This window comes from Streptomyces sp. NRRL F-2580, assembly GCF_000720115.1.
In the GTDB taxonomy this organism is placed as follows: Bacteria; Actinomycetota; Actinomycetes; order Streptomycetales; family Streptomycetaceae; genus Streptomyces.
In genome coordinates this window covers 35,772-59,445 of sequence record NZ_JOIR01000022.1, presented here as the reverse complement: position 1 = coordinate 59,445, position 23,674 = coordinate 35,772, and the positions used below count along the sequence as shown (strand labels likewise).

Annotated in this window: 25 protein-coding genes and 1 pseudogene; 15 read left to right on the top strand and 11 right to left on the bottom strand. The window is 72.1% G+C overall.

Annotated elements, in window-relative coordinates; translation table 11 throughout:
• Positions 1-343 precede the first annotated feature (343 nt).
• The 3 genes from IF88_RS0123750 (at position 344) to IF88_RS45600 (ending at position 3,268) form a co-directional block, all read left to right on the top strand.
• Positions 344-922, top strand: a complete 579-nt coding sequence (locus tag IF88_RS0123750; protein ID WP_234323668.1) for an RNA polymerase sigma factor — start codon at positions 344-346, stop codon at positions 920-922.
• 869 nt (positions 923-1,791) lie between these two features.
• Positions 1,792-2,622, top strand: coding sequence for an IclR family transcriptional regulator domain-containing protein (locus tag IF88_RS48130; protein ID WP_051837479.1), 831 nt, complete (start codon positions 1,792-1,794; stop codon positions 2,620-2,622).
• A gap of 196 nt (positions 2,623-2,818) precedes the next feature.
• The gene (locus IF88_RS45600; RefSeq protein WP_030716017.1) at positions 2,819-3,268 is read left to right on the top strand and encodes a PRC-barrel domain-containing protein; all 450 of its coding nucleotides are present in this window, start codon (positions 2,819-2,821) and stop codon (positions 3,266-3,268) included.
• 408 nt (positions 3,269-3,676) lie between these two features.
• Here IF88_RS45600 and IF88_RS0123735 read toward each other — a convergent pair whose 3' ends face one another.
• Positions 3,677-5,401: a PP2C family protein-serine/threonine phosphatase gene (locus IF88_RS0123735; RefSeq protein ID WP_030716014.1), complete on the bottom strand. Its 1,725-nt coding sequence runs from the start codon at positions 5,399-5,401 to the stop codon at positions 3,677-3,679.
• Positions 5,402-5,728: 327 nt separating this feature from the next.
• Positions 5,729-6,004 (bottom strand): isoamylase early set domain-containing protein, encoded by a 276-nt coding sequence (locus IF88_RS0123730; protein WP_030716011.1) that lies wholly within the window; start codon positions 6,002-6,004, stop codon positions 5,729-5,731.
• Positions 6,005-6,290: 286 nt separating this feature from the next.
• On the opposite strand from IF88_RS0123730, the gene IF88_RS0123720 reads away from it, so the two are divergent.
• Both IF88_RS0123720 and IF88_RS0123715 read left to right on the top strand, forming a co-directional pair.
• Positions 6,291-6,563: an acyltransferase domain-containing protein gene (locus tag IF88_RS0123720; protein WP_078893078.1), complete on the top strand. Its 273-nt coding sequence runs from the start codon at positions 6,291-6,293 to the stop codon at positions 6,561-6,563.
• A 421-nt stretch (positions 6,564-6,984) separates the two neighbouring features.
• Entirely contained in the window at positions 6,985-7,824 is an 840-nt protein-coding gene (locus IF88_RS0123715) for a dienelactone hydrolase family protein (protein ID WP_030716003.1), read from the top strand.
• Here IF88_RS0123715 and IF88_RS46645 read toward each other — a convergent pair.
• Together IF88_RS46645 and IF88_RS0123705 are read right to left on the bottom strand one after the other, a co-directional pair.
• Positions 7,814-7,957, bottom strand: a complete 144-nt coding sequence (locus IF88_RS46645; protein WP_158754526.1) for a hypothetical protein — start codon at positions 7,955-7,957, stop codon at positions 7,814-7,816. The genes IF88_RS0123715 and IF88_RS46645 overlap by 11 nt on opposite strands.
• A 31-nt stretch (positions 7,958-7,988) precedes the next feature.
• Positions 7,989-8,396 (bottom strand): RidA family protein, encoded by a 408-nt coding sequence (locus IF88_RS0123705; RefSeq protein WP_030716000.1) that lies wholly within the window; start codon positions 8,394-8,396, stop codon positions 7,989-7,991.
• A 177-nt stretch (positions 8,397-8,573) separates the two neighbouring features.
• Between IF88_RS0123705 and IF88_RS0123700 the strand changes: the two genes are divergently transcribed.
• Positions 8,574-8,993 (top strand): hypothetical protein, encoded by a 420-nt coding sequence (locus IF88_RS0123700; protein WP_030715997.1) that lies wholly within the window; start codon positions 8,574-8,576, stop codon positions 8,991-8,993.
• Positions 8,994-9,128: 135 nt separating this feature from the next.
• The gene (locus IF88_RS0123695) at positions 9,129-9,917 is read left to right on the top strand and encodes a class I SAM-dependent methyltransferase (protein ID WP_030715994.1); all 789 of its coding nucleotides are present in this window, start codon (positions 9,129-9,131) and stop codon (positions 9,915-9,917) included.
• An 83-nt stretch (positions 9,918-10,000) separates the two neighbouring features.
• Here the strand turns inward: IF88_RS0123695 and IF88_RS0123690 are convergent, their stop codons facing one another.
• Positions 10,001-10,339, bottom strand: a complete 339-nt coding sequence (locus IF88_RS0123690) for a PadR family transcriptional regulator (RefSeq protein WP_030715992.1) — start codon at positions 10,337-10,339, stop codon at positions 10,001-10,003.
• A gap of 174 nt (positions 10,340-10,513) precedes the next feature.
• Positions 10,514-11,257: a hypothetical protein gene (locus IF88_RS0123685; RefSeq protein ID WP_030715990.1), complete on the bottom strand. Its 744-nt coding sequence runs from the start codon at positions 11,255-11,257 to the stop codon at positions 10,514-10,516.
• A gap of 305 nt (positions 11,258-11,562) precedes the next feature.
• On the opposite strand from IF88_RS0123685, the gene IF88_RS0123675 reads away from it, so the two are divergent.
• The 3 genes from IF88_RS0123675 (at position 11,563) to IF88_RS0123660 (ending at position 15,430) form a co-directional block, all read left to right on the top strand.
• Positions 11,563-12,786: a glycosyltransferase gene (locus IF88_RS0123675; protein ID WP_030715988.1), complete on the top strand. Its 1,224-nt coding sequence runs from the start codon at positions 11,563-11,565 to the stop codon at positions 12,784-12,786.
• Between the two features lie 422 nt (positions 12,787-13,208).
• A complete protein-coding gene (locus IF88_RS0123665) occupies positions 13,209-13,982 on the top strand; it encodes a GNAT family N-acetyltransferase (protein ID WP_030715986.1) in 774 nt (257 codons plus the stop codon).
• A 377-nt stretch (positions 13,983-14,359) separates the two neighbouring features.
• Positions 14,360-15,430, top strand: coding sequence for a serine hydrolase domain-containing protein (locus IF88_RS0123660; RefSeq protein ID WP_030715983.1), 1,071 nt, complete (start codon positions 14,360-14,362; stop codon positions 15,428-15,430).
• Between the two features lie 27 nt (positions 15,431-15,457).
• On the opposite strand, the gene IF88_RS0123655 is transcribed toward IF88_RS0123660, so the two are convergent.
• Positions 15,458-16,330, bottom strand: coding sequence for a hypothetical protein (locus tag IF88_RS0123655; protein WP_030715981.1), 873 nt, complete (start codon positions 16,328-16,330; stop codon positions 15,458-15,460).
• A gap of 185 nt (positions 16,331-16,515) precedes the next feature.
• Here IF88_RS0123655 and IF88_RS0123650 point away from each other — a divergent pair, with 185 nt between their 5' ends.
• A complete protein-coding gene (locus IF88_RS0123650; protein WP_030715978.1) occupies positions 16,516-17,178 on the top strand; it encodes a DUF4232 domain-containing protein in 663 nt (220 codons plus the stop codon).
• 42 nt (positions 17,179-17,220) lie between these two features.
• On the opposite strand, the gene IF88_RS0123645 is transcribed toward IF88_RS0123650, so the two are convergent.
• Complete coding sequence (locus IF88_RS0123645) at positions 17,221-17,736, bottom strand: pyridoxamine 5'-phosphate oxidase family protein (RefSeq protein ID WP_030715975.1); 516 nt, start codon at positions 17,734-17,736, stop codon at positions 17,221-17,223.
• Between the two features lie 181 nt (positions 17,737-17,917).
• Between IF88_RS0123645 and IF88_RS0123640 the strand changes: the two genes are divergently transcribed.
• On the top strand, positions 17,918-18,364 hold the full coding sequence (locus IF88_RS0123640) for a VOC family protein (RefSeq protein WP_030715972.1): 447 nt from the start codon (positions 17,918-17,920) through the stop codon (positions 18,362-18,364).
• Positions 18,365-18,377: 13 nt separating this feature from the next.
• Positions 18,378-18,587, top strand: coding sequence for a SpoIIE family protein phosphatase (locus IF88_RS49395; protein ID WP_030715961.1), 210 nt, complete (start codon positions 18,378-18,380; stop codon positions 18,585-18,587).
• Between the two features lie 52 nt (positions 18,588-18,639).
• Here IF88_RS49395 and IF88_RS0123630 read toward each other — a convergent pair whose 3' ends face one another.
• Complete coding sequence (locus tag IF88_RS0123630) at positions 18,640-19,671, bottom strand: saccharopine dehydrogenase NADP-binding domain-containing protein (RefSeq protein ID WP_030715958.1); 1,032 nt, start codon at positions 19,669-19,671, stop codon at positions 18,640-18,642.
• A 96-nt stretch (positions 19,672-19,767) separates the two neighbouring features.
• On the opposite strand from IF88_RS0123630, the pseudogene IF88_RS0123625 reads away from it, so the two are divergent.
• A pseudogene (locus IF88_RS0123625) lies at positions 19,768-20,202 on the top strand (DJ-1/PfpI family protein); the annotation flags it as partial.
• 615 nt (positions 20,203-20,817) lie between these two features.
• On the opposite strand, the gene IF88_RS0123620 reads toward IF88_RS0123625, so the two are convergent.
• On the bottom strand, positions 20,818-21,435 hold the full coding sequence (locus IF88_RS0123620; RefSeq protein ID WP_030715952.1) for a TetR family transcriptional regulator: 618 nt from the start codon (positions 21,433-21,435) through the stop codon (positions 20,818-20,820).
• A 112-nt stretch (positions 21,436-21,547) separates the two neighbouring features.
• Here IF88_RS0123620 and IF88_RS0123615 point away from each other — a divergent pair, with 112 nt between their 5' ends.
• Positions 21,548-22,531: an aldo/keto reductase gene (locus IF88_RS0123615; RefSeq protein ID WP_030715948.1), complete on the top strand. Its 984-nt coding sequence runs from the start codon at positions 21,548-21,550 to the stop codon at positions 22,529-22,531.
• A 758-nt stretch (positions 22,532-23,289) separates the two neighbouring features.
• Here the strand turns inward: IF88_RS0123615 and IF88_RS0123610 are convergent.
• Positions 23,290-23,619, bottom strand: coding sequence for a hypothetical protein (locus IF88_RS0123610; protein ID WP_030715945.1), 330 nt, complete (start codon positions 23,617-23,619; stop codon positions 23,290-23,292).
• Positions 23,620-23,674 lie beyond the last annotated feature (55 nt).

The following is a 23,674-nucleotide window of genomic DNA, read 5'->3' as shown; positions in this document are numbered from 1 at the left end:
GCGGGCGGACCGGGGCGTGCGTGGAGGCGGATGCGCTTCCTTCCGGAGATTTTCCGGGACCGGCTTGCACGATCCGGCTCGTTTTCCGATGGGGTGGTGAGTGGGAGCGCGTCTGGCGCTCTGCGGCTGCTGGTCCGGGGGCAGGCACGCCGGTTACACATGATCCACTTGGAAGGTTCCGCTCCGAAGTGAATGTTCCCGAGACGGTCGCCCTCGCGCTGTTAGCCGCCATCGCGGTCCGTTGTCGTGAGTTTCCCGTAGTCGATTTTCCCGTAGTCGCAGTGGCCGACGTGGCCGTCCCCGCCGCCCCGGCGGGGAGCGATGAGCAGCCGTGGGGGAGCGTATGAGCGAAGGCGAATTCGATCCATCGGGGGACCAGGCGGTCTCCAGCGAGCTGGCCGGAGTGCTTCCGGTGGAGTTCACCGCGTTCCACTCCCAGCAGCACCGTGCCTATCTGCGCTACGCCCACCTGCAGCTCGGGAACCCCAAGGACGCCGAAGAAGTCGTCGACGACGTGTTCACCTTCCTGCTGAAGGTGTGGCGCCAGGCGCTGAAGGAGGCGAGCCTCCACGGCTTCGCGTGGGCGGTGCTGCGCGAGCACGTCGAACGGCGGCTGGCGGTCCTGGGCCGTCAGGTGGCCATGGTGGAGACGGCGTGGTTCGCCGCCCTGCGCCGGTCCTCGAGGGAGCGGCTGGAACTGCTGGAGTCGAAGCTCGGACTGTACGCGGCGATCGCGGGCCTCTCCGAACGACAGTACGACGTCGTGCTGTTGGCCTTCCTCCTCGGCAACGACTCCGACACCGTCGCCCGGATGATGGGGATCACCCCCGCGACGGTCCGCTCGCACATCCGCGGCGCGCGCCGAAACCTGTCCCGAAAGCTCGGGGTGGACTGGATCCCCGGAGAGGAGAAGGACCAGTGAGCGACATGCCCTGCAACCGTGACATGCCGCTGTGCGACCTGGACGCGGCCCTGGAGGACGCGACGGTACTCGCGGAGGAGTACGCCGGATACGACGAGGGGGCGGCCCGGCGCCGGATCGCCCGCCGGATCGTCGCCGACCGTGCCCGCTCGGCGACCGGAGCCACCGCCGGCGGGGCCCTGCCCGCACGGGGGCAGCCGGCATGGGCCGCCACCGACGACCTCGTCCTGGACGCCGCGTGCCACGTGCGGGCCGCCCGCGGCCTGGACGACCTCACCTGGTCCCTCGTGGAGAGCCGGGACTTCGCCGAACTCGCCCTGGACGCCGACTCCTGGCCGCACGGCGCGGACTCGGCGCTGCTCTTCGGCTGCCTGCTGCACCTGGCCGACCGGACCGACGCGGCGCAGTTCTGGTTCCAGTACGCGGCCGGGGCGGGCTCGCAGACCGCAGCCCGCTGCCTCTACCTCCACCACCTCGCCCGCGCCGAGGTCGCGACCGCCCGCTACTGGAACCACCAGACCCAGACCCTGCCCCCCGACGCACACCTGCCGACCCTGCCGCCGGCTCCGGAACGCCTCGAAGAGGCCCTCGAAGCCTCGGTCATCTGGACCTCGCCGCCCATCACCACCCAGGACCTCACCGCCCTCACCGCCGGCCCGGGCCGGGCGGGTCGGCCTCCGCTGCGGCTGCCCGCGCGACTGCGCCAGGCCCTCACGGCCCGCCCGTACGAGGAGCACCCCGACCTGGGGGACGTCTTCACCCCCGGCCCCCAGGTCGCGGTCGCCGTCGCCCAGAACGCCCGGCTCAACCCCCTCCACCTGACGGAGGAGGCGAACGCGTGGGCCCTCGAAGCACTCAAACAGCCACACCTGACCCACGCGGCCCGTGGGACCACCGAAGGGCGCCCGGCGCCCGCCGCACTGGAATCCGTCCACCAGGCGCTGCGCGTCCTGGAAGTCATCAACCGCTATTCGGGCGGGGTGAACCTGACCCAGATCGCCCGCGAGACGAACCTGCCGCAGCTGGTCCTCGCCCGGGCGGTGGAGCAGCTGATCCGCGCCAACCTGGCCACACCGATCGGGCCGGACGCCTACCTCGCCGGCCACGCCCTCCTCCTGGCCGACTCGGTCGACGGAGAGGGCCGCGGGCATCTGCGCGAGACCCTCGCATGGGTGCGGGACGCCGTCGGCGCCGCCGTCTACGTCGCCCGCTACACCGACGGGGAGGTCTCCATCACCCAGTACGCCGATGGCCCCGGCACCCCCGTGGTCGACGAGTGGGTCGACTTCCGCGCCGCCGCCCACGCCTCCGCGGTGGGCAAGGCACTGCTGACCCAGCTCGACTACGACGACAGGAAGGACCACCTGGCCCGCCACCGGCTCACCCGGTTCACCGCCCACACCCTCACCAGTGAGCAGGCCCTCTTCCATCAGCTCGACACGCGCCCGCCCAACGCCCCCCTCCTCGACTTGCAGGAGTACGCGCTCGGCACGGTGTGCGCGGCCGTACCGATCACCGCGGGCCCGAACGCGGAATGCGTGGCCCTGTCCATCCCGGTCCCCGACCCCGGCCGGCTGAAGCAGGCCGCCCGGATCCTGCAGAGCGAGGCGGCTGCGGTCTTACTCGCCCTGATCGTCGCCGGCAGCACCCAGCCCACGGCACGCAAACCGGAGGACACCGTCCTCTCCCCGACCGCCTAGCGGCGCAGGGTGCGGGCCCGCCGCCCGACGGGGGCGGCGGGCCCGTTCATGCCGCCACGGCGGGCCGGCCCCGGACCCCGTCCTCGCCGCCGTCGATACCCGCCAGTACACAGAGGACGGTGGCGCGGCGCTTCCGATCGGCTTGCGCGGGTAGCCGACGGGGGACAGTAGCTCGGCAGTGAGGCAAGGAGCATCAGTGATCACTCAGGACCAGCTCGCGGCCATGGCCGGGTGTGCGGCACACACGGACCAGGGGCAGCGCTTGGGCCGCGTGGAGTACGTCCTGGTGGACGACACCACCGGCAGGCCCGAATGGGTACGGATCACCGACAGGGCTTCGGGGCTGGGCGGGGTGTTCGTCCCGTTGCGCCAGGCGGAGCTGAAGGACGGGCACCTGGTGGTCCCGTATCCGGTGGCGATGATCGAGCAGGCTCCCTGCGCGGCGCTCGACTGCGGGAGCGTGCTCTCCGTGTCGGAGGAGCAGCAGCTCTACGGGCACTACGGCGTGCGGGACGCACGCGACGAGGTCAACGCGGAGGGTGACGCGGGGTGGGGGGTGATGGACCGGGCGCAGGCCATCCGCGAGGGCTCGACGGGCCGGGAGCACGCCGTCTCCCGCTTGCGACGGGTGCAGCCCGGACGGTGAGCCGGCGGGCGCCCCGGAGGGCCTTCGCGCACGGTGTGCCCGGCTGTCACCGTTCCTAGTCGCCCGACTGGACGCTGGTCGAGCCCGGGGCGGCCACCGCCGGCGCCGTTCGAGCTGAGACCGCAGGGCCTGGCAGAGACGAACTGCCAGGCAGCAGTACCCGCGGTTGCAGTGCGCATGACGGTGCGGTGGTGGAGTTCCGAAGCCAGGGTTGTCACAGGGGCCGCCGGCGGCGCCCGCACTCCGAAGCCGCCCGCGTGATGCCGTCACGGGGGCGCCCCCCGGTCGTTGACGGGGGGCGGGGGGCTGGTGCCGCACGCGGTCTCGGCCCGTTGCTCGCCGACGGACCGGCAGGACGGGTGCGCACGCCGCCGCGAGCGCCTTCCACGCGTCATGCGCTCCCGGGCATCAGCTGATGCCCAGAGCTACCAGGCAGGTGTCGTCCTCATGCTCCTCGGGCGCGTATGCGTCCATGATTCGGTCGAGCGTGTCCTGGGGGCCGAGCCCGCTGCAGCCCATCAGCACCTTGCGCAGGACGTCGATGCTGTCGGTGATGTCCTCGCCCCGGCGCTCGACCATGCCGTCCGTGTAGAGCACGAGGAGATCGCCGGGGAGGAGGTCCGTGGTCGTGGTCTCGTACTCGTGCCCGGGCAGCAGCCCGAAGAGGGGGCCGCGGTGCTCCGTGTCCAGCACCGACGCCGCTCCCTCGCGCAGCAGCAGCGGCGCCGGATGGCCCGCACACGCCCAGCGGAACCGCCGCTCCTGGTCGATGTGCCCGATGATCGCGGTCGCGGTCTCGGCGGCCGGGTCGGCGCACAGCAGCTCGTTGAGCCAGGTGGTCAGTTGGCCGGCATGGGTCTCCGGGGCGTGGGCGAGGCCGGCGAGGGCGTGCCGCTGCTGCGCCATCCGGGCGACCGCGCTCAGTCCGTGGCCGCAGGCGTCGCCGATGGCGAGCAGGATCCGTCCGTCCGGCAGCAGGCGGCACTTGTACCAGTCCCCGCCCACCGCCGCGTCCGTCTCCGCCGGCAGGTACGCGGCCGCCACGGACAGGCCCGCCTGGGCGAGCTCGGCGGAGTGTGTGGGGAGCAGGGCCTCCCGCAGGGCAGCGGCGACCCGTCGCTCGGCGGTCGCCTCCTCCCGCAGCCGGTCCGACTGCCTCCTGGTCGCGGCGAGCCGCTGCCGGCTCCGTACCTGGGACGTCAGATCGCGCGCGATGACGTGCAGCGACCAGGGAAGCCCGTCGGTCGCGATCACGGGGTGCCCCACCAGATGAAGGGTGCGCACCTCCCCGAGCACGCTGAAACGGATCTCGGTCCCCGACGGCTCCTCTCCGTCGACCAGGGCGAGCAGGAACCTTCCGAAGCGCGGTACGTCGTCCAGGAGGACCGTGTCGCACAGTTCGGCGAGCGACAGGGGCCGGGACGGATCGTTGCGGAAGATCGAGGACAGCCCTTCCGACCAGGCGACCTCGCCGGACAGCAGGTCCCACGTACCCCAGCCCATGGACGCGATGTACTGCGCGTCGAGCGAAAGCAGTTCCATGCGGTTGTGGGCCGCCCGCCACGTCGCCAGGACCTTGCCGCCGCAGGACGAGGCGTCGTACAGCAGTTTCGTGCGGTGCAGACCGTCGCTGCGCTGCTCCGTGTAGTCCAGGGCGTGCCCCTTGAGGGCGCGGCCGGTGCTCAGGACGGAGTCCAGGGCTTCGACGAGCCCGCCGACCGCGGCCCCGGGCTGGACTTCGAGCAGCCGTCGGCCGATCTGGCGGTCGGGAGCCTCCAGCCACTCGACCGCGCGGACGTGGTTGCCGGCCTTGACCGTGAAGTCGACCGTCCGCCCAGCCTCGTCGCGCACCGGCGTGAGCAGCGCGGCCGACACCGGGATGGCGGGCAGGGTCGCGCAGACGCACTCCCACGGGTCGTGCCCTTCGCCTTCGTCACCACAGCCGTGCTCGGGCCCTCCCGTACCGCACGAGCAGAACGGCTCGCCCTCGACCGCCGGGACCGCCCCGGCCGGTGCGGGGCCTTCGTCGAGCCGGACGCCGGCCCCGTGACGGGCGGCCTCCCGCAAGGCTCTCACCTCACGTGCGAGGTGCTGCTTGAGCGTCTCGGGGTCCTGGGGGATCAACGGGCTCATATGTCATCACCGGCAGGGTAGCGGGCACGGGCGGCGCCGCGGCTTTACGCGGCGAGCGTGCCCGTGCACAGTCTGGTCAGGACGCGGTCAGGAGGTGCGAGTGCCGAAGAGGCCTCAGCCGGCCGGGCGACGAGATTTCGGTACTTCAGCCGATCCGCCCTTCTGGCGGTGAGGTGAACGTGAACGTCGGAGGGGGAACTCCTTGAGCGCGGTGTACCCGGCTGCGCCCCGGCTGCGTACGTCCCCTCCTGCTCGCCGGCGTCCGGCGACCAGCCCTGCGCCAGCCCTGCGCCAGAGCTGATCCAGGCTGATACCGGCAGGCCGTGGTCAGGTGTGGAGGCGGCCGTTGGTGCCGTCGTGGCTGTCGGCGTCTTCGTCGTCGAACCAGTGGTCACCGGCTGCGAGGTAGCGGAACGAGTGTGAGGTGTGGGCGGGGAGGGTGACTGTTGCGGCCCGGGTGCCGTCGCCGCGGGGCTCCAAGGGGTGGGCGGCCGGGTTCCAGTGGTTGAAGTCTCCGACGACGCTGACGGGACCCTCCGGAGCGTCATGGGGGAGGATGAAAGTGACCTGGGTACGGCTCTTGAGCTGCTTGCGTTCGAGCACTGAAAGACTCCAGCCGCGAAGGAACGGGGAACCGGCCCGTGCATCCTGGCGCGGCATGCACGCGGCGCAGCGGTACCTGGCCGTAGGCAGGTGCGGGGTCACCCGGGTGGCCGCGAGCCGGCCTGCGGTCCGCGGCGGGTCGGCCGGCCCACTGGCCGGCGGAGAGGGGTCGCAGGCCCCGCTCGTCGAAGACCGCATCCGCCACCCGCCGAGGACTGGGACGCTCGCGGGGTGGGCATCCGCGTGATCGAGGTGGACGTGGCCTCGCACGCCGCCCACATGGCCCATCCAGCCCGACCTTGCCGGCGCGCTCGCCGCCGTGACCGGCCGGCGGCCGACAGCCGTCTTCTACAGCACCGTCACCGACGACCCGCGCTACCGCGCCGCCTTCGACGCCGCCTACTGGTCGGACAACCTGCGGCGGCTGGTGCGCTTCGCCGACGCGGTGCGGGCCGCGGTCGAGGACGGGCACCGCCTGTTCGTCGAGACCGGGCCCCACCCCGTACTGGCCCACCCCGTGCAGACGACGCTCAGCGCGAACGGCCACACGAGCCTCTAACTGTGGTCAGGGCCAGGGGGACTGGCGGGCGGTGTTCACCGGCCGTCCGGGCCGCCGAGCCGCGCGATGAACCGCGGTCGCCGGCCTTCCTCCGTCAGCACCACCAGCCGGACCGCGGCCGCACGCGGCGCAGAGGCAGCAGGCTGCCGACCGCAGCACGGTCATGGGCGGAGGCCTTCGGGTCGTCCGCACCGATGGCGACCGTGACATGGGCGGCGGGCCGTGCCCCGAAGCGGCCCCTGTACGGGCGCAACCCGGCCACGGAAAACTCGCCGCCGGGGAACGCACACCCTTCTCGTCCTGACCTGTCAGCGCCGATTCCGGCACGCACGGCCAGAGGAGCCGCCACCAGTTGACCAACCGCCTCTACCTATCGGTAACTTCAAGGTGGCCCAGGAGAGTCGACCGAAGGAGCAGGCACGTGCCAGACCACGACCTGACCGGTTTCACACCGTCCACGTTCACCCACGACGGCGCCACCCGCCGGGTCCTGCGCAAGGGCGCGGGCCCTGCGGTGATCATCATGGCGGAGATCCCGGGCATCACCCCCAAGGTCATCGAGTTCGCCGAACGCGTGGCGGCGACCGGCTGCACGGCCGTACTTCCCGTCCTGTTCGGCGTGCCAGGCCGTGAGGCGAGCCCCGGCGCCGCAGGCTGGCCGACCGTGGGCCGCGCCATGGCGTCGTCGCTCTGGCAGGTGTGCGTGAGCCGTGAGTTCACCGTGCTGGCCACGGGACGCAGTTCGCGCGTCGTACGGTGGCTGCGCGCCCTGGCCGCCGCCGAGCACGAGCGCTGTGGCGGCCCGGGGGTCGGCGCCGTCGGCATGTGCCTGACCGGCGGATTCGCCCTGGCCATGGCCACGGACGAGCGGTTGGTCGCCCCGGTGCTGTCCCAGCCCTCGCTCCCGCTGGCGTGCACCGCGAGCCGTGCCGGCTCCATCGACATCAGCCCCGAGGAGCTCGCGGTCGTCCGCGGACGCTGCGAGCGCGACGGGCTCCAGGTGCTGGGCCTGCGCTTCCGCGGGGACCGGCTGGTCCCCGGCGACCGCTTCGCGTACCTGCGGCGCGAGCTCGGTGACGCCTTCGTGGCCGTCGAACTCGAAGACGGCGCCGCGAACCGCGACAGCGCCCTGCCGCCGCACTCCGTCCTGACGGAGCACCTCGTCGACGAGCCGGGACAGCCCACACGGCAGGCGCTCGACACCGTCCTCGACCTGTTCCGCACCCGCCTGCTCGGTGAGGAGCCCGCTGTCACGAAGTGAGCTCGACCGCTCGGCGCGCGACCTCAAGAGAGGCCTCGCGGGCGGCGGTGCCGGGGCCCGCCGGGAGTTCCAGGGCGCCGACCGAGCCTGCGTACGTCCAGGCCCCGCCGATCCGGAACGTGCTCCACGTCATCGGCGCCCTCCCCTCGCAGCAACGGCACCTCTCACCCCGCCTCTTGAACAGCCGTCACCGCGTCGACCTCCACCTCGACGAGCCACTCGGGATCGATGAACCGGGACACCTCCACGAAGGTGGTGGCGGGCCGGACGGAGGCGAACCGCTCGCCGTGCGCGCGTGCGGCCTCCTTCCACCGGGTCACGTCGGTGAGCATGATGCGGGTCCGCACGACGTCCGCGAGAGACGCCCCCGCCCCCCGCAGTGCCCTCTCCGCGATGTCCAGACACCGCACCGTCTGGGCGTACACATCGCCCGGCCCGACGGTGGAGCCGTCGTCCCCGATGGGGGCCGTGCCGGCGACGGCCACGTACGACCCCGACCGCACCGCGCGGGAGAACCCGATCTGCGGCTCCAGGGGAGACCCCGAGCCGACCGTCTGACGCACATGAGCCATCTCATCATGGTGCCCGAAGGGCGACTGACGACGAGTGAGGCCCTTGGGTGGGGGCCTGCGGCCGGTGGGCGCGGCGCGTAGGTCGACGGCGCGCCCGGTGGCAATCTGGTCGATATCGTAAAAATCCCCACACTTTCGGACCCTCCGCACCCGGTCCTGTACGAGAGCAAGGAAGTCATGCCGCACACGGATCTCTCCGCAGTCGAGGCGGACGCCAGGACCTGGTTCGACCAGTACGTCAGCACCTTCATCGGCGTGGCCGCCGCCGGCGGTACCGACCCGGCGCCGCTGCTCGACTACTTCGCCGTACCGATCACCATGACCACCGACGCCGTCCACGTGGTGCTCGCCTCCGACGACACGCTCGCGGCCGCGCTCACCAACGAGTTGCAGATGCTGCGCGACGCCGACTACGGCGGCAGTACGGCGCTCGATCCCCAAGTCCGGGCGCTGAACGAGCGGTCGGCCCTCATCGAGGTGACCTGGGCGCGCAACGACAGGGGCGGACGCGAATTCCAGCGCGTGCGCGTGCTGTACCTCGCGGCCAGGACGGTCGCCGGGTGGCGGACCACGGCCTCGGCGATCCTCTCCCCCTGACGGCACACGGCAGTCAGATGGTTTGCATATGTCGGTCACCGACATATGTTCGGGGACCGAACCCGAAGATCCTTCCGGCGGAGGGCTGCGCCTGCCCCCGTCGGGAGTCCGCCCCGCGACGGATACGGAGTGCTCATGGCCACCAGGAAGAACCTCACCGCCAACCGGGAGTCCCTCGTCCACAAGGTCCGCTACGCCGCGAGCCGCCCCCACCGCATCGCGCCGTACCTGAAGCGGGCCGCCCGGGACCGGTGGCTGGCCTTCAAACACCCCGACCACGTGAGCTACTACCGGGCCGTGATGGCCTCGGACACCCGGCGCAACCCGGAGGCGGCCGTCGGCAGCCAGACCCACGAACGCTGGCTCGCACTCGGGCAGATGCAGTTCGACTACCTGCTCGGGCACGGCCTGAAGCCCGGATCGCGCATGCTGGACATCGGCTGCGGAAACCTCCGCGCCGGCTGGCGCTTCATCGACTACCTCGACGCGGGCCACTACTACGGCATCGACATCTCGCCGGACATCCTCATCGCGGCGAAGCGCACCGTGACCGAACGCGGGCTCCAGGCCAAGCTTCCGCACCTGACGATCACCAAGAACCTGACGCTGGACTTCCTGCCCGAGGGGTACTTCGACGTCGTCCACGCCCACAGCGTGTTCTCGCACTCACCGATCGACGTCATCGACGAATGCCTCGCCCACGTGGGCCGCGTCCTGGCGCCCGGGGGCCACTTCGACTTCACCTTCGACCGCACCACCGGCGTCGAACACCAGGTGCTGCGCGAGGACTTCTACTACCGCACCCAGACCCTCGTCGACCTCGCCGCCCGGCACGGGCTGGCGGCACGCTTCATGGACGACTGGGAGGAACTCGGCCACGGTCAGTCCAAGATCCGCGTCAACGTGAGCACGATCGACGCCTGACGGCCGCCGCACGGGCACGGCTCAGGTCTCGTCGCCGAAGGGCCGGCCGAAACCGGCGGGGTACAGGCGCGGCGGGAGACGGCTCACGCCGTGGCCGCCTTGCCGGAGACGCCCAGGCGGCGGGCGGCCTCGTGCGCGGTGGCGGCGATCCGCTCCACCTCGGCGGCCAGCCCCTCCCGCCCGGCGGGGGTGAGGCCGTAGGTGCGCCGGAGCCGGCTGTCGACGATCTGCTCCTCGCGGACTTCGATCAGGCCTTGGCCGAGGAGCCGCTCCAAGGCCCCGTACAGAGTGCCCGTCCGCATCGTGACGCGGCCGCCCGAGATCGACTCCACCTCGCGCGCGATCGCGTACCCGTGGCGGGGCTCGTCCGCGAGCGCGGTCAGGAGGAGGAGGGTCGGTTCCTGCATCGCACGATCGCTCATGCCGGCATCGTAGGTCACCCACCGGCCTATACCGCCTACGGCTGCACGGACACCGGGACCATCAGGCAGGCGGCCCGTCCACCGTCGCGATGTAGTAGGAAGGCGGTCGCCGCGACCCGGCTCCCTCCGTGCCCGCTCGCGATCGGTCTCGCCTGACGTCGTCACGCCGAGGGTTCAGGAGATCGCGTACCACTGGCTGGCCCAGCCGGTGTTGATGGTGCTCGTGGACTGCTCGGCGAGGTTCACGGCGGGCGGCAGTGAGGTCTGACCGGTCAGGAGGGTGCTGTACCGGAGGCTGGGCGGTGTCAGACCGGCATTGACCGAGATGCCGGCGCCCGTGGACTTCAGGGTGAGGGCGTTGGTCGCCCAGTTCCCGTTGAGGAGGAGAGCGATGAAATAGGTCCCGGGCGCGGCGGTGAACGGCTTGCCGAGGGCCAGCGGCTTGGCGATGGCGTCGGTCATCAGCTGGGGCGAGATGTCCGGGGTGGCCGCGACGAGCTTGCCGGTGGCGTCGTACACGCCGAGGTAGCAGTTGGAGAGCTGCGCGTTCGGGTCGATGCCGGCCAGGCCGAGCCAGATGTTCGACCAGGTGATCTGCTCGCGCAGGACGATCCGTACCAGGGTGATCCGCCCGCCGATCCCGGCGGCCGACTGGGCGGTGACGTGACCCGCGTCGTTGGGATCGCCGGTCCAGGCCAGGAGGTTCTGATCCTGCGGCCGGGGCCCCTCGAACCCGGCCCCCGCCCCCGTGCCCGACCCGGCCGCGGACCCGGGCGCGCTGCTCTGCGAGGGGACGGGGGCCGCGGAGTCCACCGCCGTGCCCCGGTGCTCCTTCGGCGCGGTGCAGCCGCCCAGGACGAGCAGCGCCGTGAACGCGGCGACGAGGCCGGTCGTGGCCGTGGTGGTGCGGGTGCGCATGGTCCCCCCATGAGGTGCGTATGTGCGGACGGACATGATCACACGCGCCGCGGCCGCCCGACGGACCGGACCTGACCGGACAGACTGCGCGGTCGCAGACCTCGCGGTGCTCGAACTCGAGCAGTCCGAAGGCACGGCGGAGCCGGCGTAGGGACCCTGCGCGGGGGAGAAAAGACGAAAGGCAAGGAGAGCGCTCTCCTTGCCACTCTCAACTTATAGCGCACTGGGGGGCTTGCGGCAAGACCCGGGTCGTACCGCAGAATCGGCGGCTCACAGCCGGAACCGGCGGAAACGGGGAGTGCGAAGTGCGCGTGTTGTTGTCGACCTGGGGGTCGCGAGGGGACGTGGAACCGCTGGCGGGACTGGCGGTGGCCGTGCGGGAACTCGGCGCGGAGGCGGTGGTGTGCGCGCCGCCGGACGAGGAGTTCGCGACACTGCTGGCACGCGTCGGCGTACCGCTGGTGCCGCTCGGCCCGACGGTGCACTCGGTGGTTGCCGGTGCGAAGCCACCCACGGCGCAGGACGCGTTCCGGCTCGCCCCCGAGCTGGTCGCGGCCCGGTTCGACACGCTCACCGCGGCAGCCGAGGGATGTGACGTGCTGCTCGCAACCGGTCTGATGCCGGCCGGCGCACGGGACGTGGCCGAGAAACTGGGCATCCCGTACGTCTTCGCGTGCTTCCACATCTTCGGACTGCCGTCGCGGCACTTCCCGCCGGGGGCGCGGCCGGGCGATCCGTCCCCGCAGGGCGAGACCGACAACCGGGTGCTGTGGGAACAGGACGCCCGGAGGGTGGACGCGTTGTACGGGGAGGCGCTGGCCGGCCACCGGGCGGCGATCGGCCTGCCGCCGGTGAACGGTGTCCGCGACCACGTCTTCACCGACCAGCCGTGGCTGGCGGCCGACGCGACGCTGTGCCCCTCGCAGGGCATGACGGATCTCGACCTGGTGCAGACCGGGGCGTGGATCCTGCCCGACGACCGCCCGCTCCCGGACGAGCTGGAGGCGTTCCTGGACGCGGGCACACCGCCGGTGTACGTGGGCTTCGGCAGCATGGCCGCGCACGCCCCGAAGGACATCGCCCGCGTGGCCACCGAAGCGAGCCGCGCGCAAGGCCGCCGCGTTCTGCTCGCCCGCGGCTGGGCGGGCCTGGCCCCGATCGACGACGGCGACGACTGCTTCGTCGTCGGCGAGGTCAACCAGCAGGCGTTGTTCCCCCGGGTGGCCGCCGTGGTGCACCACGGCGGCGCGGGCACCACGACGGCGGCGGCCCGGGCGGGCGCGCCCCAGGTGGTGGTCCCCCGGATCGCGGACCAGCCCTACTGGGCCGCGCGGGTGGCCGAGCTCGGCATCGGCGCGGCGCACTACGGCCCGACGCCGACCTTCGACTCCGTGTCCGCCGCGCTCGCCACGGCCCTGAGCCCGCAGACGGCAGCGCGGGCGAGCGCCGTGGCCGGCACGATCCGTCCCGACGGGGCGATGGCGGCCGCGAAACTGCTCATCGACGCGGCCGGCCGGGGGAAGCTCTAGCCGCCGGCCGGGGGCGCCTCCGGCACCGACCAGAACGGGTGGAACTGGTCCGGTTCCGGAACCCCCTTGTGGCGGTGGCCGGGGCCGTGCGGCGGGGTCGTCGGCGGAGCCACCTCGGACGGTTCGGCGGGCGGGGCGGTGACTGCGAGGTCCTCACCGAGTCCTCCGTACGCGAGCGGGTCGACTGAGCGCTCCCGGCGGGGTGGCCGGCGATCCGATGACCGGTGAGAGATGACCGGTAAGAGACGGGTCACGGCGCGGCGACTTGTTCCTCGCAGGCGGGGGTGTCGTGGATGGCGATGAGGGAGCGAGGTCCATCCCGGCAGCGCTCACAGGAGCCTCACAGGGGCCAGTTCATCCGTCCACGCCCGGCCCGGGGTATTCGAAGGCGGGCCCGGCCTGCGGATGCGTAGGCTCCCCTCATGCCCGGATCAGAACTTCAGCAGATCAACACGTTCCTGGCGGGCTTCGCCCGTCGCCAAGCGGCACGCTCCGTCGAGCTGCCCGGCGGGTTCGCCGTGTACGACGAGGCCCTCGCGCACTTCCGTGCGAACAACCAGGTCGTCATCGACGCGCCCGTCGGCGAGGTCGATCCCGAGGCGCTGCCCGCCATCGCGGAGGAGGCCCTGGGGCACCTGCCGCACCGGCTGGTCTCCGTCCTGGACGACGCTGCCGGAAGGGCGTGTGCCGAGCCGCTGATCCGGGCCGGGTACACGCACTCCACGTACCTGGTCATGCTGCACACCGGCCCGGTGCCACCCGTCGGCGGCACCGCGGAGGAAGTGGACCTCGACGCCCTGCGCATCCCGCTCACCCGGCGCTGGCGGGGTTTCCTCCCGACCGTCGACGACGAGGTCCTGCTCCACCTCGTCGACCGACGCGAGGTGCGCCGCCGCGGGGCCGACGGAGTCCACTTCATCGGCGCCCGCGCGGCGGACGGCGAGGTCGCCTCATGGGCCGACCTCTACCTCGACACGACGACCGGCACGGCCCAGATCGAGGACCTGATGACCTCGGAGGCCCACCTCGGGCAAGGCCACGCCGACGCCGTCCTCAGCACCGCCCTGCGCCTCGCCGCCGACCAGGGCTGCGCCACCCGCTTCCTGACCGCCGACGCGTCGGACTGGCCGCGCCACTGGTACGAGCGTCGGGGCTTTTCCGTGATCGGCCACTCGCACGGGTTCGAACGCGGCTGAGCGCGAAACGGCCCGGCCGTCCGGCCGGCCGACGCGTGGCCGGAATGGTCGGAGCCCCGTCCGGGATGACCTGATGGCTTGACTCGGGCGGGCAACAGGTATTCTCCGCCGCCGAAAAGATTCGGGAGTTCCAAAGGCCGGCAGGATGACCCGACTCCCGGCGCACCGGGGGTTAGCCCTACCAGGGGCCGGGCGGGTAGCGGGATCGTCTTGGGTGTCCGCACCCGGACAAGCTGGGACCGGTAGACACCACTGGTTCCCAACGATTCCGTAGGAGTTGACTCGTGCACGAGGCATCAAGGCGAAGGTTTGGTTCTTCCGGCCGGCAGCGGAGCGGCCGGCGCAGAGCCGTCGCGGCCGCGATGGTCGTCGGTGTCATGACGATCGGTGTGCTGGTGCCGCCCGCGGCCTCCGCCGCCGCCGGGCCGGACACCGTCCAGCAGGGTCTGAACGCGCTGGTGCACTCCGACGGCCTGCCCGCCGCGCTGGCGAGCGTCAAGGACCGTGAGGGCCGCACCCGCACCTACACGGCAGGGGTGGGCGATCTCGCCACGGGTGCGAAGGTGCCCCGGGACGGTCAGGTGCGGATCGGCAGCAGCACCAAGACGTTCACCGCCGTGGTCGCGCTGCAACTGGTCGGCGAAGGGAAGATCGACCTCGATGCCACGGTCGACACGTACCTGCCGGGGGTGGTCCGTGGAGAGGGCATCGACGGGAGCCGCATCAAGGTCCGCCAACTCCTCCAGCACACCAGCGGACTTCCCGAGTACGAACACCTCGTCGACGACGACATCCTCCAGCACCGGTACTTCGAACCCCGCGACCTCCTCGACATCGCCTTCCGGCAGGCGTCCGCCTTCGACCCCGGCGCGAAGTGGGCGTACAGCAACACGAACTACGTCGTGGCCGGCCTGATCATCCAGAAGGTCACCGGCCGACCCCTCGCCGAGGTGATCGACCAGCGCATCATCAAGCCCATCGGGCTGCGCCACACCTACTTCCCCGCCTCCGGCGACATGTCCATCCGAGAAGCCCATCCCAAGGGCTACCACCGGGATTCGGCAGGCGCCCCGCTGCGCGACATGACGGAAATCGACCCCTCCGTGGCCTGGGCGGCAGGCCAGATGATCTCCACCAACTCCGACCTCAACCGGTTCCTCACCGAGCTCCTCGAAGGGCGCCTCCTCCCGGAGGCCCAGCTGGCCCAGATGCGTACCACCGTCCCCATCGGGGACACCGGCGCCGGCTACGGACTGGGGCTCATGAGCAGGCCGCTGTCGTGCGGCGGTGTCTACTGGGGCCACGGCGGTGACATCCCGGGGTACGAGTCCCGGGGCGGGGTCACCGAAGACGGGCGTGCCGTCAGCATCGCGGTGACCGCCGTCCCGACCGACGGGGCGACCACCCGGCATCTCGAGAGCGTCGTGGACACGGCCCTCTGCCGCTGAACGGCCTCTCCTGGGGACCGTAACTCGTCACCGAGGCGGGTGGAGGACGAGGGTCCAGCTGTGGACCGTGTGCTTGCCGGGGCGGTCGGGGTGTCGTTCGGTGAGGGACACCGTGAGCTTGTCACCGGCCTGGTGGAGCCGGCCGTGGTAGCGCCACATCTCTTCGGGGGCCACGGGCAGCAGTTCGGCGAGGACGGTGTCCTCCAGCCGTCGGCTGACGGCCCGTAGCACCCCGGAGTCGAGGACCAGGATGGTGCCGTCCGGCAGGACGAGCGGCCGCGGGGTCAGCGGGTCGGTGAGCAGCGGTCCGCGCTCGACGGTGCCGCCCGGCAGGAGCCGGACCACCCGGCTGTGGGTGGGCAGGCGGCGGTCGGTCTCGACGACGCGGATGCCCGTACCGATGACGTAGTGGCCGTAGCTGCGCCAGGAGTCGACCAGGGTGCCGTCGCGGTCGTACTCCCAGGTGTCGAAGGCGTCGTAGCCCTCCAGGCCGAGGAGGAAACGGCCGCCGCCCAAGGCCGCGCCGCGTTCCCCGCGCAGCTCGGTGATGAGGGTGCCGTCCGCGAGGTCGAGCAGCAGGGCGGGGCCGAGGTTGCCCCAGGCGGTGTACGCGAGGGAGTCCGTGGTGACCAGGACCCGGCCGCGGGATATGTGGGCGGCGTTGGGCTTGCCGGAACAGGGTGTGGTCCAGCGGGTGCGGCCCGAGGCGTCGATGCAGCTGATCTTTCCTGCGGTGCCGTGGACGCGGAGGTCGTCCCGGTGGGCGAGCGGCTGACCCTGGCGGTGCGACGCCTCGTACGGTGACGGGGCCGCCTTGCGCCGCTCCTGCTTCAGCACCGTCACGCGCCAGGCGCCGGAAGCCGCCCCTGGGGGACGGCCGTTCTCCTCGGGTCTCACCATGGACGCAGATGCTAGCCCGCGCCGCAGGCGAGGCGCGCCGAGGCGATCGTGGTGGACTCGGCAAGACACCGTCACCAAGCTGTGAAGGTTCTGCGGGACGCTGGTGCTCAGCTGAGCTCCTCACGCCCAGCCCACAACCCAGCCCAGCGGCGCACTTCGCGCTTCTCATCGGGGGGAACCACACCATGAGCACCGTACGCAGAGCCGCAGTCGTCCTCGCCGCCGTATCCGCACTGGCCGCCCTGACTGCCTGCGGGCCCACCGAGGACACCGCGGGGGGCGGGGCCGGCGGGTCGACCGCGAGCCCGGCGAAGTCCGCGACGCCGGCCGCACCGCCGACGCCGTCCAAGCCGGTCGCGTCGGCCAAGCCGTCGACGACCTCGAAGCCGACGAAGCTGCCGAAGCCGACGAAGCCCTCCACCGACCCCGACTTTGACGTCTTCCCGTGCAGCACCTTCGACGTGAAGTTCACCGCGACCCTGGCGGAGCCCACGACGAGCAGCTACCTGCTGAAGATCACCAACAAGGGCACCAAGGCGTGCAGGGCACTGGGGCATCCGATCGTGACCTTCGGGGACCTGGACGGTCAGGCCACCGAGCGCGGCACGGCTCCCGGAATCGAGGACGCGATCAGGCTCGACCCGGGGGAGTCGGCGTACGCCGGGCTGATGGGCGGCGCCAACGACGGCAAGGGCAAGACCGTCAACTCGATCGGGCTGACCATGAACACGGAGTCGGACCTGGAGCAGACCCCGTTGAAGGCGTCGACTCCCGGTCTGTACGTCTCGCCCGACAAGAACTCCGTGACGGCCTGGATGGACAACGCCGAGGACGCCCTCAGTCTCTAGTCGCCGTATCGCACGTGCACTGGACCCGCCCGGCGCCGAACCTCAGGCGAAGCGCCAGCGGGTCTGGCTGTACGGGGCCTTGCCGAAGCCGAAGACCGTGCGCGGGGCGACCGCGAAGACCACCGCCTCCCCGGCGCCGGGGTTGGCGAAGACGCCGTCGCCGACGTCGAAGTGCCATTCCGCGCCGTACTTCGCCTCCCACGCCGCGGCGAGCGCGCGCAGCCGCCCGGCGTCGGTCACCCGCACCGCCTCGCCCTCGACGACCAGGTCGAGGCCCCCGTGGAGGGAGTTGCTGCCGGTGGTGAGCACGACGCTCGGATTGCCGCGGAGGTTCTCGGCCTTGCGCTCGTGCGCACCCGTGCAGAAGTGCAGTGCGCCGTCCGCCCAGACGCCGATGAGCGGCGTGACGTGCGGGCGGGCGTCAGGACGTACGGTCGTGAGCCAGTACAGCTCGGCCGCGGTCAGCTCCGCCACGGCCGTCGGCCAGGGGACGGCGGCCGCCTCCTCGTCGCTGTAGCGCTCGTCCAACCGGGTGTGGGGCATGGGTGACGTGTTCATGGGTCTCCAGCCTCGACCGCGGGCGCCGGGAGTGCACGGCAGACATGCCCGTGCCTTCGGACGTCACCCGATCGGTCGCGCGGGCGCGGGCGGCGGGCGCGGACCGGCGGCGGCCGCCAGCCGCCGCGCAATCATGTGGGAGGGATGGTCCCGAGGAGTGGCTTCGGACGATGATCGGCCTGTGAACGCATCCCACGACGACGCCGCCCCCGTCCGGCCCACCCACGGCACGTTGCACCACGTCGAGCTGTGGGTCCCGGACCTCGACCGTGCGGTCGCCTCGTTCGGCTGGCTCCTTGAGGCACTGGGATACACGCCCCATCAGCACTGGAGCAACGGACGCAGTTGGCGGCTCGGGCCGACCTACCTGGTCATCGAGGAGTCTCCGGCCCTCACCGCCGACGAGCACGACCGGTGCCGGCCCGGACTGAACCATCTGGCCTTTCACGTCGAGGACGACACCGAGGTCGAGCGGCTGGCACGGGAAGCGACCCGGCACGGCTGGCGGCTGATGTTCCCCGACCGGCATCCGCACGCGGGCGGTGCCCGGCACCATGCCGCCTACCTGGAGAACGAGGACGGCTTCGAGGTCGAACTCGTCGCGATCGAGGCAGCGGACCGCACCTGAGAAGGCGATCTCCATGCGGAACGTCCAGCTCGCCGGGGCTTTCACCGACGGCCTCACCGAACGCCGCCGCGAGGACGTCGACATCGGCCTCCAACGGCTCGCCGACGCCCGCGCACGACACCGCGCCGCCGACCCCGAGACCCCCGCGGACACCCTGCTGGCCGATCTGATCCCGCCCGTCGGAGTCACCGACGACGCGGCGCCGGTCATCCTCCGCCTCTGACGCAGGCCGGCCGCCACCCCCGCCCCTCGCCGTGCCGCGGGGCCCTCGCCGGTCAGTGCGGAAGCTCGACCGACACGTACGGGGACAACGCCCGGAGGAAGTCCGCCGCGTCGAACATCGCGCCGGCCGAGGCCACGCCCGTCGTCCGCGCCTGCCCAGCCAGGATGCGCTCGACGGCCTCCACCGCCAGCGGAGCGGTCACCGCGTAGATGTCCCGGCCACGAGCCGAGGCCCGGCGCTCCACGCCACCCGCGCTCACCACGACCTCGACGACGAAGGTCTGGTCCGACCGCCCCAGGGCGTCGACCGGCTCCGGGGCCGGCGTGTCCTCCTCGGCGAGGTCCCGCGCGGCCTCGACCGTCATGTAGGTGCGGACCTCGGGCACGGCCACATGGCTGGGGACGGTGACCACATCGGCCATCGTGAACTCCGCGATCACCGCCCGCCGGCCCACGGGCTCCGGGAAGACCCAGTCCTGCTCCCACGGCTTGTCGTCGTGGTACTGCAGCGCGCCCTCCGCGAACCGCACCCGGCGGCCGGCGCGCCGCTCATGGGACACGCGGCCCGCCACCCGGGTGCCCGGCGTGGGATGCCAGCCGTTGAGTCCGTACGCGACGTGCACCGCGTCCGCGGCGGTCCACTCGGCCATCGCCGCGGTCACCAACAGGTCGCCCAGCCCACCGTAGAACGCCATCGCCGGCACCACGGGCGTGTCCGCCGCGCGCGCCGCCTCCGCACGGTCGGCGAACATCGACGCGTTCGCCTCGATCTCCGCCGCGACGTCGACGTACGGGATCCCCGCGCGCAGGGCCGCCTCGACGACCGGGCCCGCCGTCACCGCGAACGGCCCCGCGCAGTTGATGACGGCCGCCGCTCCGGCGAGGGCCCGGTCCAGCGAGCCCGCGTCGTCCACGGTGGCCGGCCGCACCTCCACGTCCCCCCACTCGGCGGCCAGCGCCTCCAACCGGGCCGCGTCACGGCCGGAGACGACGGCGGCCAAACCACGCCTCCGCAGTTCTGCGACGACGAACCGGCCGGTGTGCCCCGTCGCCCCGAAAACCACCACTGCTGCTGTCGCGCTCATCGTTCCCCGCTCTCGATGTCCTGGTGAATTCAGTCTCGGTGCGGGCGCCGCCCCACCGTGATGGTCCGGAACGACATCATGCGTACACTTTCGGACATGCCCACTGTCGGGCTGCCGGCCGCCGGTCACCTGCTGCACTTCGAACTGGCCGTGGCCTACGAGATCTTCGGCAATCCCCCGCGAGAGTCCACCGGCGGCTGGTACGACGTACTGCTGTGCGGGCCCGGGCCCGGGCCGGTGCGGGTCGGCCCGTTCACGGTCGAGCCCGACCACGGGCTGGAGCGCCTGGCCGAGGCGGACACCGTGATCGTGCCCGCCTGCGCCGACATCGACGAACCGCCGCCGCCGGAGCTCGTCGAGGCCGTGCGCGCGGCCCACGCGGCGGGCGCCCGGGTCGCCTCCCTGTGCACCGGAGCCTTCGTACTCGGCGCCGCGGGTCTGCTGGACGGGCGGCGGGCCACCACCCACTGGGCGCACGCCGAGGAGTTGAGCACACGTCACCCGCTGGCCGTCGTCGACCCGGACGTGCTCCCAGATAGGCGCCGCCCGCGGAACGGACGTACGCCTCGACGGGCCGAACGGGAAAACCCAGTTCCACGGCGCAGGCGAGGGTCGGGGTCGTGTACCAGGCCGCGCCCACCGGCGGCCGGCCGTCGGGGGTGAACGGGGAGGCCAGGCGCTCGTCGAGGGTGACGGAAGACAGGTCCACCAGCCAACTGCCCGGCAGCGACTTGTCGAAGACCGGCCGCTCGACGCGCACGGGCGCGTCCAGGCTCACCCGGAGCCGGCTCGCCGCCGCGGTGAGCGGCAGGGCCACCCTGATCGCGACCACGTGCGCCTTGAGGTGTTCGGCACCGGCCCGGTCAGCGGACGCGACCAGCGGTGTGCCTCCTCCCGTAGGACCTGGTCCGGGGTGCGCCGGTGCGCAGGGTGATACAGGCCGGCGAGCATCGGGTGCCCGTCCGGGGTCTCACAGGGCGCACAGTCCACCGCCCCCCTGAGAGCCCCGGGATTCGGCGCGGACACCCAGCCCCCGGTCCGCTCTCAGCGGCGCGCGCCGGCCGCCCTCACATGATCGAGGCCCTGGCCGACTCACCGTGCGACCCCATCCGCCTCCGGCCCGAGTCGACCTGACGCGCCGGGGTTTCAACTCCCGTCCCGGTGGGGTGCGGTGATCCGGCGTACGGCCTCCACCACGGCCGCCCGGTGTCGGGCGATCCGGGCGGGTGCCCAGTCGGCACCGGCCTCGCCTGCTGCGGTGCTCCCGGGGGCCGTGCCGCCCGCCGCCGGGCCGCCGACCGCGCCGAACCACGCCTGCGAAAGGGCCACCACCAGCGTCAGTACGTCGGCGGCGTCCATCCCGGCGTCGATCCGGCCCGCCTCCTGCGCCTGCCGGACGGCTGCGATCTTGCCCTGGTAGGACGCCGCCTCGGTGTCCGTGCTCCCCGGACGTTCCAGCTGCTTCCACAGCACCAGACGCATCAGCGACGGCCGCTCGACGAGGTGGTCGAAGACGGCGCCCGCGTAGCCGGGCAGGTCGTCGACGTCGAAGGGCACGGACTCCGAGCCCGTCTCCAGCGCCCGCTGGAGCACGGCGTCGAAGAGCTGCTCCTTGTTGCCGTAGTAGACGTAGATCAGCCGCTTGTTCGCCTGTGCGGTCTCGGCGATGCGGTCGATCCGCGCCCCGGCGATGCCGTGCGTCGCGAACTCGGAGAAGGCCGCGTCGAGCAGGCGTGCCTTGGTCGCGCTGGAGTCCCTTGCCATGCCCCGCAGCGTAGCAAGTAACTATCTGGTTATTGACATCTGGCGCGCGTGTGGTGCATTGTCTATCTATCCAGTTAGTTACTTACCGAGGAGCAGCACGATGGACACCGCGATGGAGACCTGCGCACTGGGCGGCCAGGGCCTGGAGGTCGGCGCCGAGGGCCTCGGCCTGATGGGGATGAGCGCCCACTACGGAGCCACGGACGAGACCGAATCGCTGGCCACGATCGACCGCGCCCTGGAACTCGGCGTCACCCTGCTCGACACCGCCGAAGGCTACGGCCCCTTCATCAACGAGCAGCTCCTCGGCAAGGCCCTCGCCGGCCGCCGCGAAGCCGCCGTGATCGCCACGAAGACCGGCGTCGAGTTCACCGACGAGGGTGCCTTCCTCGGCCACAACGCGACCCCCGAGTACATCCGCCGCTCGGCCGACCGCTCCCTGCGCCACCTGGGCACCGACCACATCGACCTCTACTACCTGCACCGCATCGACCCGAACGTGCCCGTCGAGGAGAGCGTCGGCGCCCTGGCCGAGCTCGTCGCCGCCGGCAAGGTCCGCCACATCGGCCTCTGCGAGGCCGCGCCCTCCACCATCGCCCGCGCACACGCCATCCACCCGCTGGCCGCCGTGCAGACCGAGTACAGCCTCTTCGAGCGCGGCATCGAGCACGACGGGGTCCTCCACACCCTGCGCGAGCTCGGCATCGGACTCGTCGCGTACTCCCCGCTCGGCCGGGGATTCCTCTCCGGCGCGATCACCAGCCCGGACGACTTCGCCGCCGACGACTTCCGCCGCACCGACCCCCGCTTCCAGGGCGAGAACTTCGACCGCAACCTGGCCGTCGTCGACCAGGTGCGCCGTCTCGCCGCCGAGAAGGGCGTCACGCCTTCGCAGCTCGCGCTGGCCTGGACCCTGCGCCAGGGCGCGGTGCCGATCCCGGGCACCAAGCGCCGCCGCTACCTGGAGGAGAACATCGCCGCCACCACGGTGACGATCACCGACGCGGACCTGGCCGCCATCGACGCCGTGGCCCCCCACGGCGTGGCCTCGGGCGACCGCTACGCCCCGGAGCTGATGCAGTCGCTGAACGGCTGAACGGCTGAACCGGGTCGCGAACGACCTCGCCGAGTTCCTCGACCTCCTGCGACGCTCGGTCCACCGCTTCCACGAGACCGGACAGCCCGGCTTCGTATAGCCGCCCACCGCCCACGAGCCGAGCCGCCCCCTCCGGTCACGACGCGCGCGGGCCACGCGGGCCGGGCGGTCCCCGGCGTCGAGGGACCGAGTTCGCGGGCGGGGACAGCGGCGTCAGTGATCACGGTGGGATCGAGGCGGCTTACCTTCGGGCGGTCGAGGCGTTTCGCCGTCGAGTCCGGGGATCGACCGTCTCTCCGTACGCGAGCCGGCCATCTCGTCCTTGGTGCACCTCGGTGCCGAGCCGCCCATGGACGGTGTCGGACTGGACGGGCTCTTCCCGCGCGACAGCGCCGACACGGCCGGCACGGCCGTCCCGATGGGCTTTGACGACGGTGCCGAGGTCTCGCTCCACACGGCGCCCGAACCTGGTGCGGCGGCAGACGCAGTCCCGCTGGCAGCTGCTCAGCGTGGTCTCCGAGCAACCGCTGACCGTGGCACGGGCCGCCCGCCGTCCCGGGGGGCGCCCGCCAGGGGGTGGAGCGGGTCGCCGACGATCTCGTACGCGAGGAACTGGCGCGCTTCGAACCCAACCCGGACCAACCCGGACCACCTCGGGTCGCCCCTGGGGAGCTCCGCGTGAGTCTTCTGGTGCACTCGCGGTGGTGACGGAACAGGGCGTGCCCCAGGGTGGTGTCCGAGGCCTCCGGCCTGTTGGTTCAGGCGGCCGACCAGGGGACACGGCAGGTGTGGGGAGCCGTGCCCTCCGGGCACAGGGTCTCGATCAGCGTCTTTCGGGTCGCCCGCCACGACCGCAGGGAACACGTCAAGCGGACGCGCAGCTCGAACACTTGCCGTGCGCCGCTGCTCTGCGCGGGATGTTCCACGGCCCACTGTTGCGCCAGGTAGTCGTACCCGTCAGCGGTCGTGACGGTCTCGCTGACGATCCGGGCGTTCCGCGAGCCCGCAGCGGCCTCGACGAGCGTCCTGACCCACGCCAGCCCCTGTTCGTCCGCGTACAGGCCGAAGGTCAGTTTGCGCGTCCTCATTGCATCGGGCCTTTGTGATCGTCGCCGCGCTCGTGGCGAAGGCGGCCATGGCGAA